Origin of the sequence: Rothia sp. HMSC066G02 (assembly GCF_001813145.1) — a bacterium.
GTDB lineage: Bacteria > Actinomycetota > Actinomycetes > Actinomycetales > Micrococcaceae > Rothia.
In genome coordinates this window covers 124,321-141,566 of record NZ_KV811572.1, presented here as the reverse complement: position 1 = coordinate 141,566, position 17,246 = coordinate 124,321, and the positions used below count along the sequence as shown (strand labels likewise).

At 60.4% G+C, this 17,246-nt stretch carries 14 protein-coding genes and 1 tRNA gene; all 15 read right to left on the bottom strand.

Features of this window, described 5'->3' with window-relative positions:
- Nucleotides 1-88: 88 nt before the first annotated feature.
- Nucleotides 89-361, bottom strand: coding sequence for a hypothetical protein (locus HMPREF2894_RS00525; protein ID WP_246823570.1), 273 nt, complete (start codon nucleotides 359-361; stop codon nucleotides 89-91).
- A gap of 45 nt (nucleotides 362-406) precedes the next feature.
- Nucleotides 407-1,393 carry a polysaccharide deacetylase family protein gene (locus HMPREF2894_RS00520; protein ID WP_070677342.1) on the bottom strand — a complete coding sequence of 329 codons (987 nt, stop codon included), beginning with the start codon at nucleotides 1,391-1,393 and terminating at the stop codon, nucleotides 407-409.
- Nucleotides 1,394-1,692: 299 nt separating this feature from the next.
- Nucleotides 1,693-3,093, bottom strand: coding sequence for a glutaminase (locus HMPREF2894_RS00515; RefSeq protein WP_070677340.1), 1,401 nt, complete (start codon nucleotides 3,091-3,093; stop codon nucleotides 1,693-1,695).
- Between the two features lie 356 nt (nucleotides 3,094-3,449).
- Complete coding sequence (locus HMPREF2894_RS00510) at nucleotides 3,450-4,424, bottom strand: cation diffusion facilitator family transporter (protein WP_049345571.1); 975 nt, start codon at nucleotides 4,422-4,424, stop codon at nucleotides 3,450-3,452.
- A gap of 112 nt (nucleotides 4,425-4,536) precedes the next feature.
- A tRNA-Ala gene (locus tag HMPREF2894_RS00505) sits at nucleotides 4,537-4,609 on the bottom strand.
- A 189-nt stretch (nucleotides 4,610-4,798) separates the two neighbouring features.
- On the bottom strand, nucleotides 4,799-5,236 hold the full coding sequence (rsfS, locus tag HMPREF2894_RS00500) for a ribosome silencing factor (RefSeq protein ID WP_005505774.1): 438 nt from the start codon (nucleotides 5,234-5,236) through the stop codon (nucleotides 4,799-4,801).
- 66 nt (nucleotides 5,237-5,302) lie between these two features.
- Nucleotides 5,303-6,352 carry a sulfite reductase subunit alpha gene (locus HMPREF2894_RS00495; protein WP_070605327.1) on the bottom strand — a complete coding sequence of 350 codons (1,050 nt, stop codon included), beginning with the start codon at nucleotides 6,350-6,352 and terminating at the stop codon, nucleotides 5,303-5,305.
- A complete protein-coding gene (gene nadD, locus HMPREF2894_RS00490) occupies nucleotides 6,345-7,094 on the bottom strand; it encodes a nicotinate-nucleotide adenylyltransferase (RefSeq protein ID WP_070605331.1) in 750 nt (249 codons plus the stop codon). The genes HMPREF2894_RS00495 and nadD overlap by 8 nt, the downstream gene beginning before the upstream one ends.
- A gap of 365 nt (nucleotides 7,095-7,459) precedes the next feature.
- Complete coding sequence (obgE, locus tag HMPREF2894_RS00485) at nucleotides 7,460-9,067, bottom strand: GTPase ObgE (protein WP_070605333.1); 1,608 nt, start codon at nucleotides 9,065-9,067, stop codon at nucleotides 7,460-7,462.
- A gap of 194 nt (nucleotides 9,068-9,261) precedes the next feature.
- A complete protein-coding gene (gene rpmA, locus HMPREF2894_RS00480) occupies nucleotides 9,262-9,519 on the bottom strand; it encodes a 50S ribosomal protein L27 (protein ID WP_005505766.1) in 258 nt (85 codons plus the stop codon).
- 40 nt (nucleotides 9,520-9,559) lie between these two features.
- Nucleotides 9,560-9,871, bottom strand: coding sequence for a 50S ribosomal protein L21 (rplU, locus tag HMPREF2894_RS00475; RefSeq protein ID WP_005505764.1), 312 nt, complete (start codon nucleotides 9,869-9,871; stop codon nucleotides 9,560-9,562).
- 525 nt (nucleotides 9,872-10,396) lie between these two features.
- Nucleotides 10,397-14,230: an Rne/Rng family ribonuclease gene (locus HMPREF2894_RS00470; protein WP_070677337.1), complete on the bottom strand. Its 3,834-nt coding sequence runs from the start codon at nucleotides 14,228-14,230 to the stop codon at nucleotides 10,397-10,399.
- A 579-nt stretch (nucleotides 14,231-14,809) separates the two neighbouring features.
- Nucleotides 14,810-15,049: a nucleoside-diphosphate sugar epimerase gene (locus tag HMPREF2894_RS00460; protein WP_070677334.1), complete on the bottom strand. Its 240-nt coding sequence runs from the start codon at nucleotides 15,047-15,049 to the stop codon at nucleotides 14,810-14,812.
- A 326-nt stretch (nucleotides 15,050-15,375) separates the two neighbouring features.
- Nucleotides 15,376-16,038 carry a vitamin K epoxide reductase family protein gene (locus tag HMPREF2894_RS00455; RefSeq protein WP_049352377.1) on the bottom strand — a complete coding sequence of 221 codons (663 nt, stop codon included), beginning with the start codon at nucleotides 16,036-16,038 and terminating at the stop codon, nucleotides 15,376-15,378.
- A gap of 472 nt (nucleotides 16,039-16,510) precedes the next feature.
- Entirely contained in the window at nucleotides 16,511-17,188 is a 678-nt protein-coding gene (locus HMPREF2894_RS00450; RefSeq protein ID WP_070677331.1) for a TenA family protein, read from the bottom strand.
- Between the last annotated feature and the right edge of the window lie 58 nt (nucleotides 17,189-17,246).

Genomic DNA, 17,246 nt, shown 5'->3' with positions numbered 1-17,246 from the left:
TTGTTGTCCAAGAAACGGGAGGCAGTTCATTTCTAGTACGAGGGGGCTTCGTCATATCAGTCTCGTTCTGTCAGCTCAGCCGGTGAGGCTAGCGCGGCTGGTAGGCGCGGGCACGCTCAGCACGAGCACGGCGCGCCTCCGCATCCTGCAGGACCGGCACCAGCATACGCACCACCTGGCCCATACCGCGCAGCACCAAGTTCAGCCACAAACCCACAGACCACACCGCCGCCACACGCGGATGCCCCGTGCGCACCCACCGCACACCCAGAAAAGACAGCGAATAATACAGCAGAAGCAGCAGCGACTCACGGAAACGGTGCACCTGCCGAAGGATAGGGTTCTGAGGAAGCTTCATCATGCCTCCCAGTATACCCACCGGAACCCCCGCCAAGGCTCCCCCGCACTACCCGTAATAGTCACGAATCGTGACCGTCGTCAACCCGCGCCGATCCAACAACGCCCGAATACGGTCCAGCTCAGACACCACACCCCGATAATTCAAATGCCCAATCACAATATGCTGAGCCAAAGCGTACTTCTCCGCATAGGCATACACCTCAGCCGAAGAAATATTAGACGAATCCGCCAACGACCCGTACCACAGAACCGGGCGCGTAAAACCACACGACGCCGCAGCCGCCAACACGCGCGCATCATAATACCCGTACGGCGGGCGGAAATACGGCTTCGAAGACACCCCAAAAAGCCGCCTAATCTCCTCATCATTACGGGTCAACTCCTGAACAATCTGCTCATCCGTCAGGCTCGTCAACGCCGCATGACTATACGTATGGTTCGCAATCTGCAACTGACCGCTCTTCACCAGCGGCAACAACAGGTCACGATGCTGCCTAAACGCCGGGTACTGACCGTTGATAAAGAAAGTGAGGCGCGTGCCGGTACGGCGGGAAAACTCCGCGTAGGCGCGTACCACCTCCGGGTCGGCGCCGTCATCGACCGTCCACGCAATATACTTGCCCTCACCGGGCAGGCCGGTCTGCGGGCCAGTCCAGGCACGAGCTTCGGGAACCGGGTTCGACGAGGTCGCAGTCGCAGAAGCCGTCTGAGATGCCGCGGCGGTCGGAGATGCAGTACCCGTTGCGGAGCCAGATGCGGAAGGGGTAGCCGCCGAGCTTGCCGAAGGGGTTGAAGAAGGGCTCGCCGACGCACTACCGGATGGGGTATTCGACGGGGTACAACCGGTGAGACCAAGACCCAGCACGCCGAAGCCCACCGCGCCCAGGCCAAAGGTACCAACGTGTTGTAAGAGTTCCCGTCGCCCCATGGAGGCGCGGGCAGAGGCACCCGCCACCGCCCGGTCAGCGGTGGGGTCAGTAATAGCGGATTGACGAGGAGCGATAGGTGTTTCTGAGTGTGGAACAGTGTTCATATTACGAGTGTATGATGAGACCACTGTTAGCTATCGAAAAATTCAAAATATTACTTAATGATTAACAACTGCGCTATTAAAGAACCTCTACGTACTTTCAGTCCACTCACTCACCGAAGACCACGCTCAGCGCACTAAGCTACCCCCGCCAGGCAATCCAGGTACAGCTACAGCGCAAGGTGCAGCTCTAGGTAAGCACAGCAAGGCCCCTCCCCCAGAACGCGTTCACAACGCGCCCTGGAAAGGGGCCTCAATATATAAGTTCACACAATCGTACAACCAAGTACGCGGCTAGAAACCTACTCGGATTCAGACGCTTCCGGCTGCTCCGCCTTAGCGGATTCCAACGCATTCAGCGCCTCCAGAGCTGCAGCCTCCGCCGCTTCTTCGGCGTCCGCCTCAGCCACACGCTCAGCATCCGACTCAGCAGAAGTCACCGCCGCCGGGTTCGTCAGAACCTTCACACCCATGCTACGCAGCGCATCCGTGTTCGTAATCGTCTCGTCATTATCAATCAGGTACACCTTGTACCCGTCATTCCGCAGGCGACGCATCAGCTCCAGGAGCATGCTCTGAGCGACCTCATCCACCGCGTACACGCGAGTCACATCCAGGGCAACCTTGGAACCCTCCATCGGGGATTCCACAATCTCACGAATCACGCGCTCCACACCCGCAAAACGGATACGGCCCTGCAACTGAATCAGACGCATAGACTCATCGCCCGAACCAATCTGGTAGTTCGCGCGCAACGCCGAACGAGCCACCGTCGGCACGTTCATCACGTGCATGCCCATGTCATCCGAGAACTGCTCGAACAGCTCCACACCGCGCACACTGTTACCGTGACCGTCAAGGCGCGGCGAGAACGTTGCCACACCCAGCTGACCGGGCACCGCACCAATAATGCCGCCGCCCACGCCGCTCTTCGCCGGCACACCCACCTGGGTTGCCCAGTCACCCGCAGCGTTATACATGCCGCACGTGAACATGACGCTCAGCACCTGACGCACCACAGTCTTAGGAACCACCTGCTCACCCGTCACCGGATGCACACCATAGTTCGCCAAAGTCGCCGCCATCAACGCCAAATCCTTAACCGTCACCATCAGCGAGCACTGGCGGGTATAACCCTGCACCGCCACGGTCGGGTCGCCGGTCAGGATGCCGTGGCCGCGCAGCATGTGCGCAATCGCGTAGTTGCGGTGCGCGTGCTCCAACTCAGACTCGTACACGCGCTCATTCACCGACAGGCGACGGCCCGCAAACGCAGACAAACCAGAAATGACGCGCTCCATGCGCTCGCCCTGAGTCGCACCGGGAGGACCCACCAGCGAATGGGTGGTAATCGCGCCAGCGTTAATCATCGGGTTCAGCGGCTTACCGGAGCCGTCTTCCAGGGACAGCTCATTGAACGGCTCACCGGAAGGCTCCACGCCCACCTTTGCAAGCACGTCATCATAGCCGCGGTCTGCGAGCGCCAGGGCGTACACGAACGGCTTAGAAATCGACTGGATCGTGAACTCCACATCGGAGTCACCGGCGGCGTACTGCTCACCATCAACCATGACGATGGACGCGGCAAGCTTGTCCGGGTCCACGGCGGCAAGTTCCGGAATGTAGTTTGCCAACTCACCGGAGGTATCAGAAGCGACCGACTCGAGGGTCTCGGTCAGGTAAGTGGCAATAGGTGAATGCATAGTGTTCCGTATCTGCTGCTAATCGTGGTTGTTCTCGTCAAAAATTCCAGGATGCGCCCGCCGGCTGTTGCGTTCCAGCTCGGCTGAGGCGCTCATCATTGCAGGCTACCGCGGCGGCCAGACTCAAGAGCCTGCCAGCGGACCTGTCAAAGTATGTGGGTGAGGAGCACCTTTTGCTCCCTAAAGAGTGTATCTTTTGCGTGTTGAAGCCACAAATATAACGGTCACTACTCCCCCGCTATTTCAGGCTCTGGTGCCTGTTCTGGTTTGCCGTTTTCTGCCGTAATTTACCGCGGCGGGCAGCACCGCCGACGAAACCCGGACAAAACCTACGCGAGCCAGCCTACGGGCACAGCTTACGGGTGGCGAATCGAATCCGGCTCACGACCACCCAGCTCGGCGGTCTCCAGCTGGAAGGTCGAGTGCTCCACCGACACCTCAAAATGGCTCGCCACGCACGAACGGATACGGTCCAGAATCGCCACCGCAGAGCCGTCATGGAAGCACGAATCGGCAACCACCACGTGCGCGGTCACCACCGGCAGACCGGTCGCCACCATCGAGGCATGCACATCGTGCACCTCCACAACGCCGTCAACGCGCAGCATGTGTTCACGCATCGCGTCCAGGTCCAAGCCGTCCGGGGTGAACTCCATGAGCACGGCCGTCGTCTGCTTCATCAAACGTACTGCACGCGGCACAATCAGCGCCGCAATGAATAGACCCGCCAGGGCATCCGCCTGGTAGAAGCCGGTCAGCCAAATCACGATAGCCGCCACAATCACGCCCAGCGAACCCAGGGCGTCATTGAGCACCTCCAGGAACGCGGCACGCATATTGAAGTTCGCGTTCCTCGCCGTAGCCAGCACCGCAATGCCGATAGCGTTCGCCACCAGGCCAACCACACCAAAGATCAGCAGTTCGGTGCCGGGCACCTCCGGCGGGGCGAACAGGCGATGCACACCCTCCACCGCCGTGTAGATACCCACCGCCAGCAGCAGCACCGACTGCCCGAGGGCGGCAAGCACCTCAATGCGGCGGAAACCCCACGTACGGCGGGACGTTGCCGGGCGCGTCATCAGCGAAGCCGCCGTGAGCGCCACCAGCAGTCCGGACGCGTCCGTAATGGCGTGCGCCGTATCGGTCAGCAGGGCAAGACTTCCCGTGACCAACGAACCAATCGCCTGCGCCAACACAATAACGACCGCCAAGCTGAACGCAATCAGCAGGCGCGGACGCATCGAGGCGGCGTCCTCCGGGCTCGGGGCATGCGAATGGTCGTGGTGATGCCCGTGATGCCCGCCGTGGCCGTGATGTGCGTGCGCTCCCATGAGTGACTCCTCAACTATGAACTGTGTTGTTGACTATCGAGAGTTATCGGCAGATAGCAAAATCGCCCGATTCACAAGAACCGGGCGACAAGCTCCTCAACCGAGGAAAACGTGGAGATAAGGGGACTCGAACCCCTGACCCCCTGCATGCCATGCAGGTGCGCTACCAGCTGCGCCATATCCCCATATTCTGTTAGTGACCTCAACGAGGCAACATGAATATATTACACACACCACGGACAGCGATGCAAACCAGCGCACCCAAAAATCCAAAAAGTTCCCGGCGGGTAAGCCAAAGGCTAAGCAAGAAGGGCGGACCCCGCGGCACCATACAGCGCCAGCAGAGCCCACCCCTCATCAGCTAAAAATCAAGCTTACGCCTCATCCTGAGCGGGAATGATGCGCGCAGCATCTTCCTCAGTCTCACCCTCAATGTCGAAGGGAGCCTCGTTCTCAACCCCCAGCTCAATACGCGGGGCCTCAGCCCACAGACGATCCAGAGCGTAGAACTCGCGGTCCTCCTCATGCTGAACATGCACGACAATATCGCCGAAGTCCAGCAGAATCCAACGACCCGAGGAACGACCCTCACGGCGGACCGGCTTCAGGTCAGCCTGCTCACGCAGAGCGTCCTCAACCTCATCCGCAACAGCGTTCACGAGGCGCTCATTGTGGGCAGAAACCACCAGGAAGCCATCAATCAGACCCATCGCGTCGGATGCATCCACAGCGAACAGGTTAGTTCCCTGCTTCTCCTCCGCAGCGCGGGCGGCAATGCGCAGAGCCTCAATCGAGGACTGTGCAGCAGTCATATTTTCCTTCCTTGCCGGCAGAACATCCGCCGGCAGCACCCACAACAGGGGTGCATTGTTCACGGCCTACTTAGGGCCAAAAATCATAATCAGACCAACAACGACCAGGGCAAGCAGCAGCACAATCCACAGCCACGCCAGGGAGGTCTTCTGCGCAGGTTGCAGAACCTCTTCAGCCTTCTCAACAGCGCTCTCAGAAGCAGACTCTTCCTCAGCTTCCTCCGGAGCCTCAGCAGAAGCAGCCGAAGCAGCCTTCGACTCAGCCGGCTTAGACTCTTCAACCTCAGAGTCCTCTTCGGACTCCTCGGCAGTCTCCTCGACCAGTGCTTCTTCGGGATCCTGACGATCCACCATGCGCTGCAGCAGCTCCTCAACCTCATCCGGGCTCAGAGCAACAGTCGGGTCGCCGTCCACCGAATCCACGGTATCCCCTGCGGAGGCGCTATCCAGCACGCTCAGGTCAAGACCCTGCGCGTCCACCGCGCTCACGCGGGTGGGCAGCTCGTCAGCAGACTCTTCAACCTCAGCAACCTCAACAGTCTCTTCCTCAACGGAAGCAACCTCGGTCTGCTCAGTCTCAACGTCAGAGCTGTCCAGCTCCTCAACCTTCGGCTCATCGCGCACCAGGTACTGGTGCAGCTCGGGTTCCGGTTTCTCCTCCTTAACCACGGCAATGACCGGGATCGAAGAAGTCATCGGGTTATCCACCGCGGAGGGGCTGGTCGCATCCACACGGTTCTGCGCGATCTCTTCGGGGCGCAGAATACGCAGGCTACTGGTCAGAGGAGCAGGCTCGTGCAGCTTCTCCTCATCGTTCGCCTCAGTGTCAATCTTGCCCTGAGCCGCCAGCGCCGCAAAACGACGCTGAACAGCCAGAACCTGCGGGTCAATAGCGTCCGTATAAATCACGGAGCCCATGTTCTCAACAGGCTTCGGATGCTCACCACGACGGTTCGCACGCAGGTACTCGGCAACTTCTTCACGGTAGCGGGCAAGACGGCGCGGACCCATCACCTTAGTAGGCGGCGGCACCTCAATGCCGTCCTCGGTCACGTACGTCTCGTAGAGGTACGCTTCGTCCTCGCTATAGGGCTTCGAACCCGTAGCTTCACTCATGTGTTCCCTCATTATTCGTCGATTGGGGTGCCTGCCCAGACTCATCCTTCACGCGGGGCAAGCCGTCACGGTACGCCGTCAAAGCGTCCTTCTTGTACAGGCCGTACTTAGCAATGTACTGCACCACACCATCCGGCACCAGGTACCAGATGGGGGCATCTTCAGCTGCGCGGCGACGAATATCGGTCGAAGAAATCGCCATCGCAGGAATCTTCAGAGTCGTAATATGACGACCCTCAGCCAGCGGCGGATCCAGCTCGTGATCGGGGCGGGTCACGCCCACAAAAGTCGCCAAATCCCACAGCTTATGGGCATTGCGCCAGGTCATAATCTGGCTAATCGCGTCCGCGCCGGTAATGAAGAACAGGTCAGCATCCGGGCGCAGGGCGCGCAGCTCGTTAAGCGTATCAAAGGTGTAGGTGGCGCCGCCACGGTCAATATCAATACGGCTCACCGTAAAACGCGGGTTCGACGCGGTCGCAATCACCGTCATCAGGTAGCGATGCTCAGCGTCACTCACGTGCCGCTCCCCCACCTTCTGCCAGGGCTGACCGGTCGGAACGAACACAACCTCGTCCAGGTCGAACACGGCGGCAACTTCACTAGCTGCCACCAGGTGTCCGTGGTGAATCGGGTCGAAGGTTCCACCCATCACGCCCAGACGCACCCGACCGGGAATGCGCGGGGGAATCGACTCGGTGCTCGGAGCACCAAAATCAAGGTGAACAGGCTGGTCAGTCACAAATGCCGTCCTTGCTGGGGACAGAGACCGCACCACAGCAGCTAAAAAGCCACTACAGGCGCGGATGCGGGCAGGTACACAGAAGGTACGCAACACCGAAAAAGGTGCCCGCGTACATTCTCCTCTATGCTACCTGCTTACGGTCAAAAAAACCGAAATGACGGGGGGTGAGCTAAGCCGCCAGTGGAATACCCAGCCAGCACGCCCGACCACAGGCTCACCCGAATGTTCCAACACACACATCCGGCGCGAGAGACAACCGCACAGCACACAAGAAAGTGCCGCGCACCGGGGCAAACCCCGGTGCGCGGCACCATTCACTGTCTAGGCAACAGCTGTCTAAGCAACAGCTAACGCTTCAGCTATTAGTCCTCGACGTTCGGCATGTCGATATTCTCGTCGACCTTGCCTTCCTTCAGCTTCTTGCGGTACTCAACCGACTCGGTCCACACGCCTGCAGCGCGCTCGGACTCCAGCTCGGCACGAGCCTCCGCCTTCGCGTCCATACGCTCCTTGTACTCCACACGCTTCTGCGCACGAGTCGGGCGAATGATCTCTTCCAGACGAGCGTCCGTACCACGCGGGGAGGACAGCAGCTCAGCGCCACCGACCATGGTCGGCTCCCAATCGAAGATCACCGAGTTGTCGTTCTCGCCAATCACCACGGCGTCACCGGCACGAGCACCAGCCTTGAACAGCTCATCCTCAACGCCCAGGCGCGCCAGGCGGTCCGCCAGGTAGCCGACAGCCTCATCATTATTGAAGTCAGTCTGCTGAATCCAACGCTCAGGCTTCTCACCAATCACGCGGAACAGCGGCTCAAGGTTACGTTCCTCGCGGCGAATAGTGAATTCCTGCTTCTTCTTACCGCGGAAGCCCTTCGGGCGAACCACAGGAGCCTCAACAACCACGCGCTCCGCTTCCTTCTCGGCAGCGGCACGAGCCACGCGGTCCTCCTCAACGAGCTGTGCCATCGCAAAGATCAGGGACTTCAGACCCTCATGGGAAGCCGTCGAAATCTCGAAGACCTTGAAGCCCATCTCCTCAAACTCGGGGCGAACAAACTCAGCCAGCTCACGAGCCTCAGGAACGTCAATCTTATTGAGCACCACAATCTGCGGACGCTCGTGCAGCGGCACGGTCACACCCGCAGTCGGGTCAACCTCATAGTTCTGTAGCTCGCCGCGAATCACCTCAAAGTCACTGATCGGGTCGCGGCCCGGCTCCAAAGTAGCGCAGTCAATCACGTGCACCAGAGCCGAAGAACGCTCCACATGGCGCAGGAAGCGGTGACCCAGACCGCGGCCCTCCGAAGCGCCCTCAATCAGACCCGGAACATCCGCGACGGTGTAGCGAACATCGCCCGCCTGCACCACACCCAGGTTCGGGATCAAAGTGGTGAACGGATAGTCAGCAATCTTCGGACGCGCCGCAGAAATCGCAGCAATCAACGAAGACTTACCCGCCGAGGGGTAACCCACCAGAGCCACATCCGCAATGGACTTGAGCTCCAGAACAATATCAGCCTCTTCACCGGGGGTGCCCAACAGAGCAAAACCGGGAGCCTTACGCTTAGCCGAAGCCAACGCAGCGTTACCCAGACCGCCCATACCGCCACGGGCAGCAACATACTCGTCGCCCACACGCAGCAGGTCAGCCAAAACATTACCCTCGCGGTCCTTCACCACAGTACCCTGCGGCACGGTCAGAACCAGGTCCTCACCGTTATAGCCGTGGTGCATATCGCCACGACCAATATCGCCATTCGGGGCGTGCTGGTGCGGGCTGTGGTGGTACTCCAGCAGGGTCGTGGTCTGGTTATCTACGCGCAGAATCACCGCGCCACCATTACCACCGTTACCGCCGTTAGGGCCGCCCAGGGGCTTAAACTTTTCACGTCGCACGGAGACGCAGCCGTTACCTCCGCGACCGCCAGATACATGCAAGACCACGCGGTCCACGAATTCTGCCACGGGTTCTCCTTATCTTGGAAAATCTTCACTTCGCCACCGCACGGCACACACCAATCATGCTGCGGATGCGGCGGCAGGCGCGACCGGGTTGGGGTGCGCCTCATCGTGGAGCCCAGCACGGGCGTCCACGGCATTCGAGGTCATAGCGAGAGGGGGTAGACTAACGCCTACCCCCTCTGCCCTAGCGGTGAGTATTACTCAGCTGCTGCCAGGATGTTAACGACCTTGCGGCCCTTGCGGGTACCGAATTCGACGGTGCCTGCTGCCAGAGCGAACAGGGTGTCGTCGCCACCGCGGCCAACGTTCAGGCCGGGGTGGAAGTGGGTGCCGCGCTGGCGAACGAGAATCTCGCCTGCGTTGACGGACTGGCCGCCGTAGCGCTTAACACCGAGGTACTGGGGGTTCGAGTCACGGCCGTTACGGGTGGAGCTTGCGCCCTTCTTGTGTGCCATTCTGTATTCCTACCTTAGGGTTGAATTCCGGTCGTTTCGATTACGCGTTGATAGCGGTAATCTTGACGGTGGTCAGCTCGGCGCGGAAGCCCTGACGCTTCTTGTAACCGGTCTTGTTCTTGTACTTCTGAATAACGATCTTCGGACCGCGCAGGTCCTCAACCTTCTCAGCAACAACCTTGGCGGAAGCCAGGGACTTTGCGTCAGCGGTGACCTTGTCACCGTCGACGAGCAGCAGCACGGGCAGCTCGATGGTGCTGCCGGGCTCGCCTGCAACACGGTCAAGGGTAACGAGGTCGCCTACGGAAACCTTCTCCTGGCGGCCGCCAGCGCGTACAATCGCGTATGCCACTATGGGACTCACTTTTCTCGACAACTTGCTTCTTGAATCTCACACGAATGAGCAGCCTGCGCTTTCATTGCTGTGCGCCCTCCCCCGCCAGTCGAATGACCGCGAACAAGGAGGAACGGCCCGTGCGTTCCGGCGGGATTGCCCGCCGAAGCCAACACGCGAGGCTCACCGGTGGTGTCTCTCTCCCGCACGTTCCAACTCAGCCGAATACTCGACCGCGCCGAAGACGATGCGGGTGGGAGCGGTGTCTCCCGCTGGCCCTGCGTCGATAGGGCTTCACTGAGATAAACACCAGTCCTTAAGGATACGGCATGATCTACGCGCCGCGCAATAGATAATTTTGCGGATTATCCGCAGACACCACGTGATGCTCCTCTAATACTGCACCGCACTCTTAGTAGCGCCTTTAAAATGACGCAGCACACGCACAGAAAAAATAGCCTCGGTAGGGAAGTTCCGGCTCGCCCTACCGAGGCTATCTCATATACACACACCATCGGAATTCCGATGATCGGAAGCTAAAGACTAATCGTCCTTACCTTCACGCTTAATGTCGGCAGCAGCAACGCCAATGCCGAACAAGACAGGAGCCGAAGCGTCATCAGCCACCGGAGCCACATCCGCAACAGAAGCGGAAGCAACCACGGAACCCTCAGCACGCTCGGAAGCATCCACGGTCACGACCTGAGCACCGGCACCAGCGCTCGAAGCCGCACGGCGAGTGCGACGCTTACGCGGGGTCGAACCGGGCACCTGAGCCGCAGGCTTCTGGGCTTCCTCAACCGGAGCCTCAACCACTGCGGGAGCTGCGCCCACCACACCGGTCACAGCCGGAGCACCAATCACGCCGGTCACAACCGGGCGAGACTCAGACTTCTCAATCTTATCAGCCTTTGCGGGTGCCTGCTCGGATGCCACGCTCTGCTCAGCTGCCTTCTCGGCGCGCTTCTCATCAGCGGCGCGACGAGCACGGCGGCGGGACGCACGCGGGGTCTCACGAACATCCTCAATGCGCAGGTCCTCACGCTCAACACGCTTGGACTCCTGAGCCTTCTGCACACCCGAGTTTACCTCAGCGGAGGTTGCCTCAGCGTTCTGCTGCTCACGGTCCTGGCGCTTCGCCGCACAATCCTCACGGTTCGAACGGAACGACTCGCCCTCGGCACGGGCAATACGGCCAGCCTTCTGAGAAGCACGAGCCTTCGCCTCACCGGCGCGAATCGCCTCGAAACGATCCGAAGAGCGGCTAAAGCGCGGGTCGAGCTCCGGGTCAACGTGGTGCTCGTCCTCCAGCGCACCCGCGCCGGAATCCTCCACAGCGGCGATATCCGCATCGGTCAGCTCGCGGCGCTTACGGTTACGAGAAGACTTCTTCTCGCCACGCTTGGACGAACGACGCTCCTCAGAACGATCCTGATCAGAACGGCCCTCAGCAGAGTCCTTCGAGGAATCCTCAGCGGACTCCTCCTCCACGCGGTCGAACGCGCTTGCCAGCTGTTCCAGGGAGAAACCGCCCTGCTCACCGATCCAGTTGCCCTCGGTGACCTCAGCGACCTTGTCCTCACGCTGAGCAACCTCCGCGTGGGCCTGCTCGCTGGCAGCCTCGGCAATACCCTGAATCTCCTGCTCAAGCGAAAGCTCAGCGGTCTCCGCGCGGCGCGAACGCTTGCGGCGCTTACGCTTCTTGCGGGTCGAAGTGGTCTCCTCCGAAGCCTCATCAGCCTGGGCGGATGCGGCAGCCACCGCAGCCATAGCGTTACGGCGCTCAGCCTTCTTCGACTCCAGAGCATCCTGCTTCTGCTGGTCACGAGAATCCTCGCGGGCAGCGGCACGGCTACGCTTACGGTCATTACGCTCATGGCGGTGGACGTAATCCGACGCGCCACCGCTACGACCGCTCAGCGGCTGATCGTGAACCACCAGGCCACGGCCGGCACACTGCTCGCAGGGCTCCGAGAAGACCTCAAGCAGACCGGTACCCAGGCGCTTACGGGTCATCTGAACCAGACCCAGCGAAGTCACCTCAGCCACCTGATGCTTGGTACGGTCACGGCCCAGGCACTCAATCAGGCGACGCAGAACCAGGTCACGGTTCGACTCAAGCACCATGTCAATGAAGTCAATGACGATAATGCCGCCAATATCGCGCAGACGCAGCTGACGGACAATCTCCTCAGCAGCTTCCAGGTTGTTCTTGGTGACAGTCTCTTCCAGGTTGCCGCCGCTACCGGTGAACTTACCGGTGTTCACGTCCACCACAGTCATGGCTTCGGTGCGGTCAATCACCAGCGAACCACCCGAAGGCAGGTACACCTTACGGTCCAGTGCCTTCGCCAGCTGCTCGTTAATGCGGTAGTGATCGAAGAGGTCATCCGCGGAATCCCACTTCTGCAGGCGGGAGACCAGGTCCGGCGCCACGTACGTCACGTACGCCTCGATGGAATCCCACGCGTTCTCGCCCTGAACGATCATCGCGGTGAAGTCCTCGTTGAAGACGTCACGTACGGTCTTAATCATCAGGTCAGGCTCCTGGTAGAGCATCTCCGGAGCCAGCACCTTACGGGAGTTAGCCTTCTCCTGAATCTCTTCCCACTGCGCACGCAGACGGTTAATGTCGTGGGTCAGCTCCTCCTCAGAAGCACCCTCCGCCGCGGTACGAACAATCACGCCAGCACCCTCGGGCAGCTTGTCCTTCAGAATCTTCTTCAGGCGAGCACGCTCAGTGTCGGGCAGCTTGCGGGAAATACCGGTCATCGAACCACCCGGCACGTACACCAGGAAGCGGCCGGGCAGGGAAACCTGGCTGGTCAGGCGGGCACCCTTGTGACCAATCGGGTCCTTGGTGACCTGCACCAGAACCGAATCGCCGGGCTTCAGGGCGTTCTCAATCTTGCGGGGCGCACCGTCCAGACCGGTGACATCCCAGTTGACCTCGCCCGCGTACAGCACAGCGTTGCGGCCGCGTCCAATGTCAACGAACGCAGCTTCCATGGACGGCAGAACGTTCTGAACCTTACCCAGGTACACGTTACCAATCAGGGAATCCTGCTGGGTCTTGGACACGAAGTGTTCAGCCAGCACGCCGTCCTCAAGCACACCAATCTGGATGCGGCCGTCCTTCTGACGAACCAGCATCTGACGGTCCACGGACTCGCGGCGAGCCAGGAACTCAGCCTCGGTCACGATGTGGCGGCGGCGACCCAGGGAACGGGACTCGCGGCGGCGCACACGCTTCGCCTCCAGGCGGGTAGAACCGCGCACACCGGTCACAGTGTTGGATGCGTGAGAGTCAGCCAGGCGCGGTGCACGCACCTTGGTGACGGTCTCAACCTCATCATCAACGCCGCCCTCAATCTCAATATCTTCGGTACCGCGGCGACGGCGACGGCGACGGTGGCTCGTCACCTCAGCCTCAGCGGCAGCCTCCTCGCGGCGGCGCTCCATGCGCTCCTTACGCTTCTGTTCCTCGGCAGCGGCGCGGCGTGCTTCACGCTCCAGCTTGGCGGCAACAGCAAGCTCGCTCAGCTCCTCCGGCTCGGGCGCCATGAACAGCGGCATCGCACCCATCGGGGTACGCGAGCGCAGCTCCTGCAGCTTTTCGCGCTGCAGATCGCTAATGGTCTTTACCGGCTCAGCCGGTTCCTCGGACTCCTCAGCAGACTCTTCTGCGGCGGGTGCCTCGAGTGCAGCTTCTTCGGTTGCGGATTCCTCAGCAACTGCAGCAGCCTCGGCGGGCTGCTCAGCGGCAGCCTCTTCAGCCTTCTGCTCAGTATCTTCAGCAACAGGAGCTTCAACGGCAGCCTCGGTCTTCTCAGCTTCCTCAGCCTTTGCGGGGGTTACGACCTCAACCTTGGCGGTCTCTTCCTTCACCTCAACGGCAGACTCGGCAGTGGGCTCAGCCACCTTCTTCTCAGCAACCGGCTCAGCAGACTCAGCGGCAGGGGCAACAACTTCCTCCACCTTCGCGGTCTTCTCAACGGTCTCGACCTTAGCGGCCTTCTCCACGACAGCAGGCTCAGCCGCCTTCTTCTCAGCAGCCTCAAACAGGCTATCCAGAGTAGAAGCAACCTCGGTCTCAGACGCAGCGGGAGCGGCAGCCTTCGGTGCCGGCGCGTGCTTAGCCTTAGCGTTACGCAGGTTGGTCAGGCCAGCCGCAATCGCCTCATCCAGGGGAACCTCAGGAGCCTTCTCCTTCTTCGGGCGACCCGGACGGCGGCGCTCAGTACCCTGCTGGGCGTCAGAGCTCTCACGAACATTCTTACGCAGAGTTTCACGGGTCTCTGCAGAGGCGTTCTTCTCCTCCGCGAGGGCGTTCAGCGCCTCAAAAACCCCAAGTTCGACGTTCTTCTCGTCAGACATTAATCTTCTTTCGTTACACCCTGCTCCGCACCGCAAGGATTTTAACAGCGCGCATACAGCGCAAAGCCTAGTTGCTGTCACCGCGGCTCAAGCCTCACCCTACGGCGCGCGTTCATCGGCGCTACCGGGCACTATCTCGTTCAGTGCTTCTGCCGTAGGGGGCGAGCGGGCGGAACGCAGAGCGCGCCGCGACGGTCACAGCCACCTCGCTCTCGAGCACGGCACGCTCACACCCTTCCTGGGTGCCCTGCCGGTCTTCGGGTTTCTTCGCCGAGGCGGGCGGCCCGCGCGGTGCGACAGTTATGCTCCGCGGCTTATAGCCGGCGCTCTTCGGGTACTCTCCCTCGATGCGTTGGTGGGGATCTTTATGCGCGTGCGGGGCGCACAAGACACCGTGTTCCATTATACCCGGTAGAGGGTACCTCTAAGCCACCCCGCCCATCCTATCTGGGCTTCACCTCCCGGCAGGATGCACGGGCACATTGCCGCGGGCACTCTGCGGCGGACGCATTGCGGGTACAGCAAAGCCGGGCGTGCCACTACGCACCACCCGGCTTCAAAAAACTTTCAGAGAAGGAACTAGTCCAGACCCAGCTCCGCATCGCGCGCCTCACGAGCCTGCTGAGCAAGCTTCGGGTCGGTCGGCAGGTACTCCGGACCGGAACCGGTCGCGAACGGAACACCCAGAATGAAAACAAACGGAGAAACAACCAGCAGAATCACCCACAGCAGCGAGAAGTGACCGGCAGTCAGCAACAGCAGGGCAGTCAGAAAAATAACAGCAGCAGCGCCCATTGCGGCAATTCCGGTAGTCTTCACGGTTCTCCTCGAAGGGGTATCAAGAATCTAGTGTCCAGCAGAACGGCAGGCAGTCAACGCCGCAGGCAAAACCCGCAGGCGGCTCCGGCTGACGCCGCTCAAGAATATACCTGACCATTATACGCACCCGCGCCGCCTCCCCGCTGACTTCACGGCTCGGGTCACCGGCGCCTCCCCCGCTACCCGGCGCAACTAGCCCGGCGTATTCTGCGCGGCGCCCCAGCCCGGTATATTCTGCGCAGCCTCACCCGCCCGCAGACACAGCAACGCCCCGGCACCAACACGTACCGGGGCGTTGCATGTTCGGGGCATCAGCCCTCAAATGCTTAGCGCATCATATTCACAATGACCTCGAAGAAGCGGATCACGATGATGCCGAAAATCAGGATCAGCCACAGGCTAATCGCAAACCAGGACCAGCCGCGAGCGCTCTCACGCATCGACTGCGACGCCGGAATAACACCCGCCGAGATATTGCGGACCGTGGTCTTCACAAAAAGCGTGATGGTCATAATCCACACGATCATGCAGAACAGGCACAGGGCGTTGATCTGGAACGTCGTCTGGTACCACAGCCACATGATGAACGCGGTTGCCGCAGCCAGACCAATGTTCATGCAGACCCAGAACCACTTCTTGAACTGTGCACCCGCCATGATCGCGGCACCGATAGTCACCACAATCGAGAAGCCCACCAGACCAATGAACGGGTTCGGGAAGCCGAAAGCTTCCGCCTGCGGGGTGCGCATCACCGTGCCGCAGCTGAGCAGGGCGTTGATATCGCAGACCGTGGAGTGGCCGGCATCAATGTAAATCTGCAGGCGCTCGTACACCAGAATCGCTGAAGAAATGAGTGCGATTAGGCCGGCGCCAACCAACCAGAATCCGAGCTGTCGGTCTGAGTAGCTGCCCGGGGTTCCCGCGTGCCCGTGCTGCGCTTCTTTTTCAGCGCGGGTGGGCTCGGTAGTACTCGATGCGGCGGTACTCATACGACTCCTTTAGATAGTGTTTTACGGTGGTACTGTCCCAGCAGCACCGTCTTAAGCTCTGTAGTGTTGAGGGGCGCAGCAACCGTCAAAGCGGCAGACGCCGGGGACGGTTGAGGAGGTACCGGTTAGGTTCCTCAAGGGTGCGCCTCACCTCGTGCAGTAGCGGGTACGTACCGGCGCGGCATAGCCAGCACCCCGGAAGCAGTACCCCATTTATCCTAGCCTCTCACATTGCTCAATAGCACGCCATTAGCTTCTACATTTACTATATGACGCCTCAAATCATGCAAATAGGCGCATTTTTGTGACGTACCTTAAACACAAAAGCCCCGGAAGGAGCCCGCAACGTAGCGGCGGGCGGGACCTTCCGGGGCATGGTGCGCATGTTTTCTATGGCATTCGCCTTATCGACGCGCGGCGGCTCCCACGGCAACTACCGTGGAGCGCACAGACGGCACGTGAGGGCAGTGCGTTAGGGCAGCGGGTGGGTGTACGACTCGTCAAAGAACTGCTGCTCCAGCTCCACCGCGCGGCTAAAGAACTCGCGGGCAGCCTGCGCATCCGACGGGCCCACACGGTCCAGTTCACGGCGCAGGAAATCAACCAGTTCACGGAACTCCGGGTAGTCGTGCAGGGTAATCCACTCGTGGTGCACAAAAGAATCGGGGCGCTTGGCGGGAGCCTTAGACGCCCAATCCAGGTACAGGCCCTCGCAAACCATCAGCACCGACAGAATCGCCGCGTAGCTGCCGCTTGCCGCAGCGTCGAGGAAGAGGCGCTTGAAGCCGGTGGTCGCCTCCGTATCGGGCATGGATTCACGCTGATGCTCGGTCACGCCCAGAGTCTCAAAACAACGCAGGAAGTAGGTGTTCTCATCGCCCGCGATTTCGCCCGCGAACTTGGAGAGGCGCAGACGACCCGCGAGAGTATCAGCGTTAGCGATAGCGCCACCAATCAGGGCGAGGAAGGTATCGAGGAAGCGGTAGTCCTGCACCAGGTACCCCGCCATGACCTGCGGGGCAATCGAGCCGTCAAAAAGCTCAGCAACAAAGCGGTGATTCGTGGCGGCAAGCCAGGTGTCGAGGTTCTCCTGGCGTAGGGACTCGGTGAACGAATCGGTGCCAATCAAATCGGTGAAGGGTGCGGGCATGATGGGTGCCTTTCACTATGTGGCATACCGTCGCTGGTATGCGTATGTGTGCGGGTGT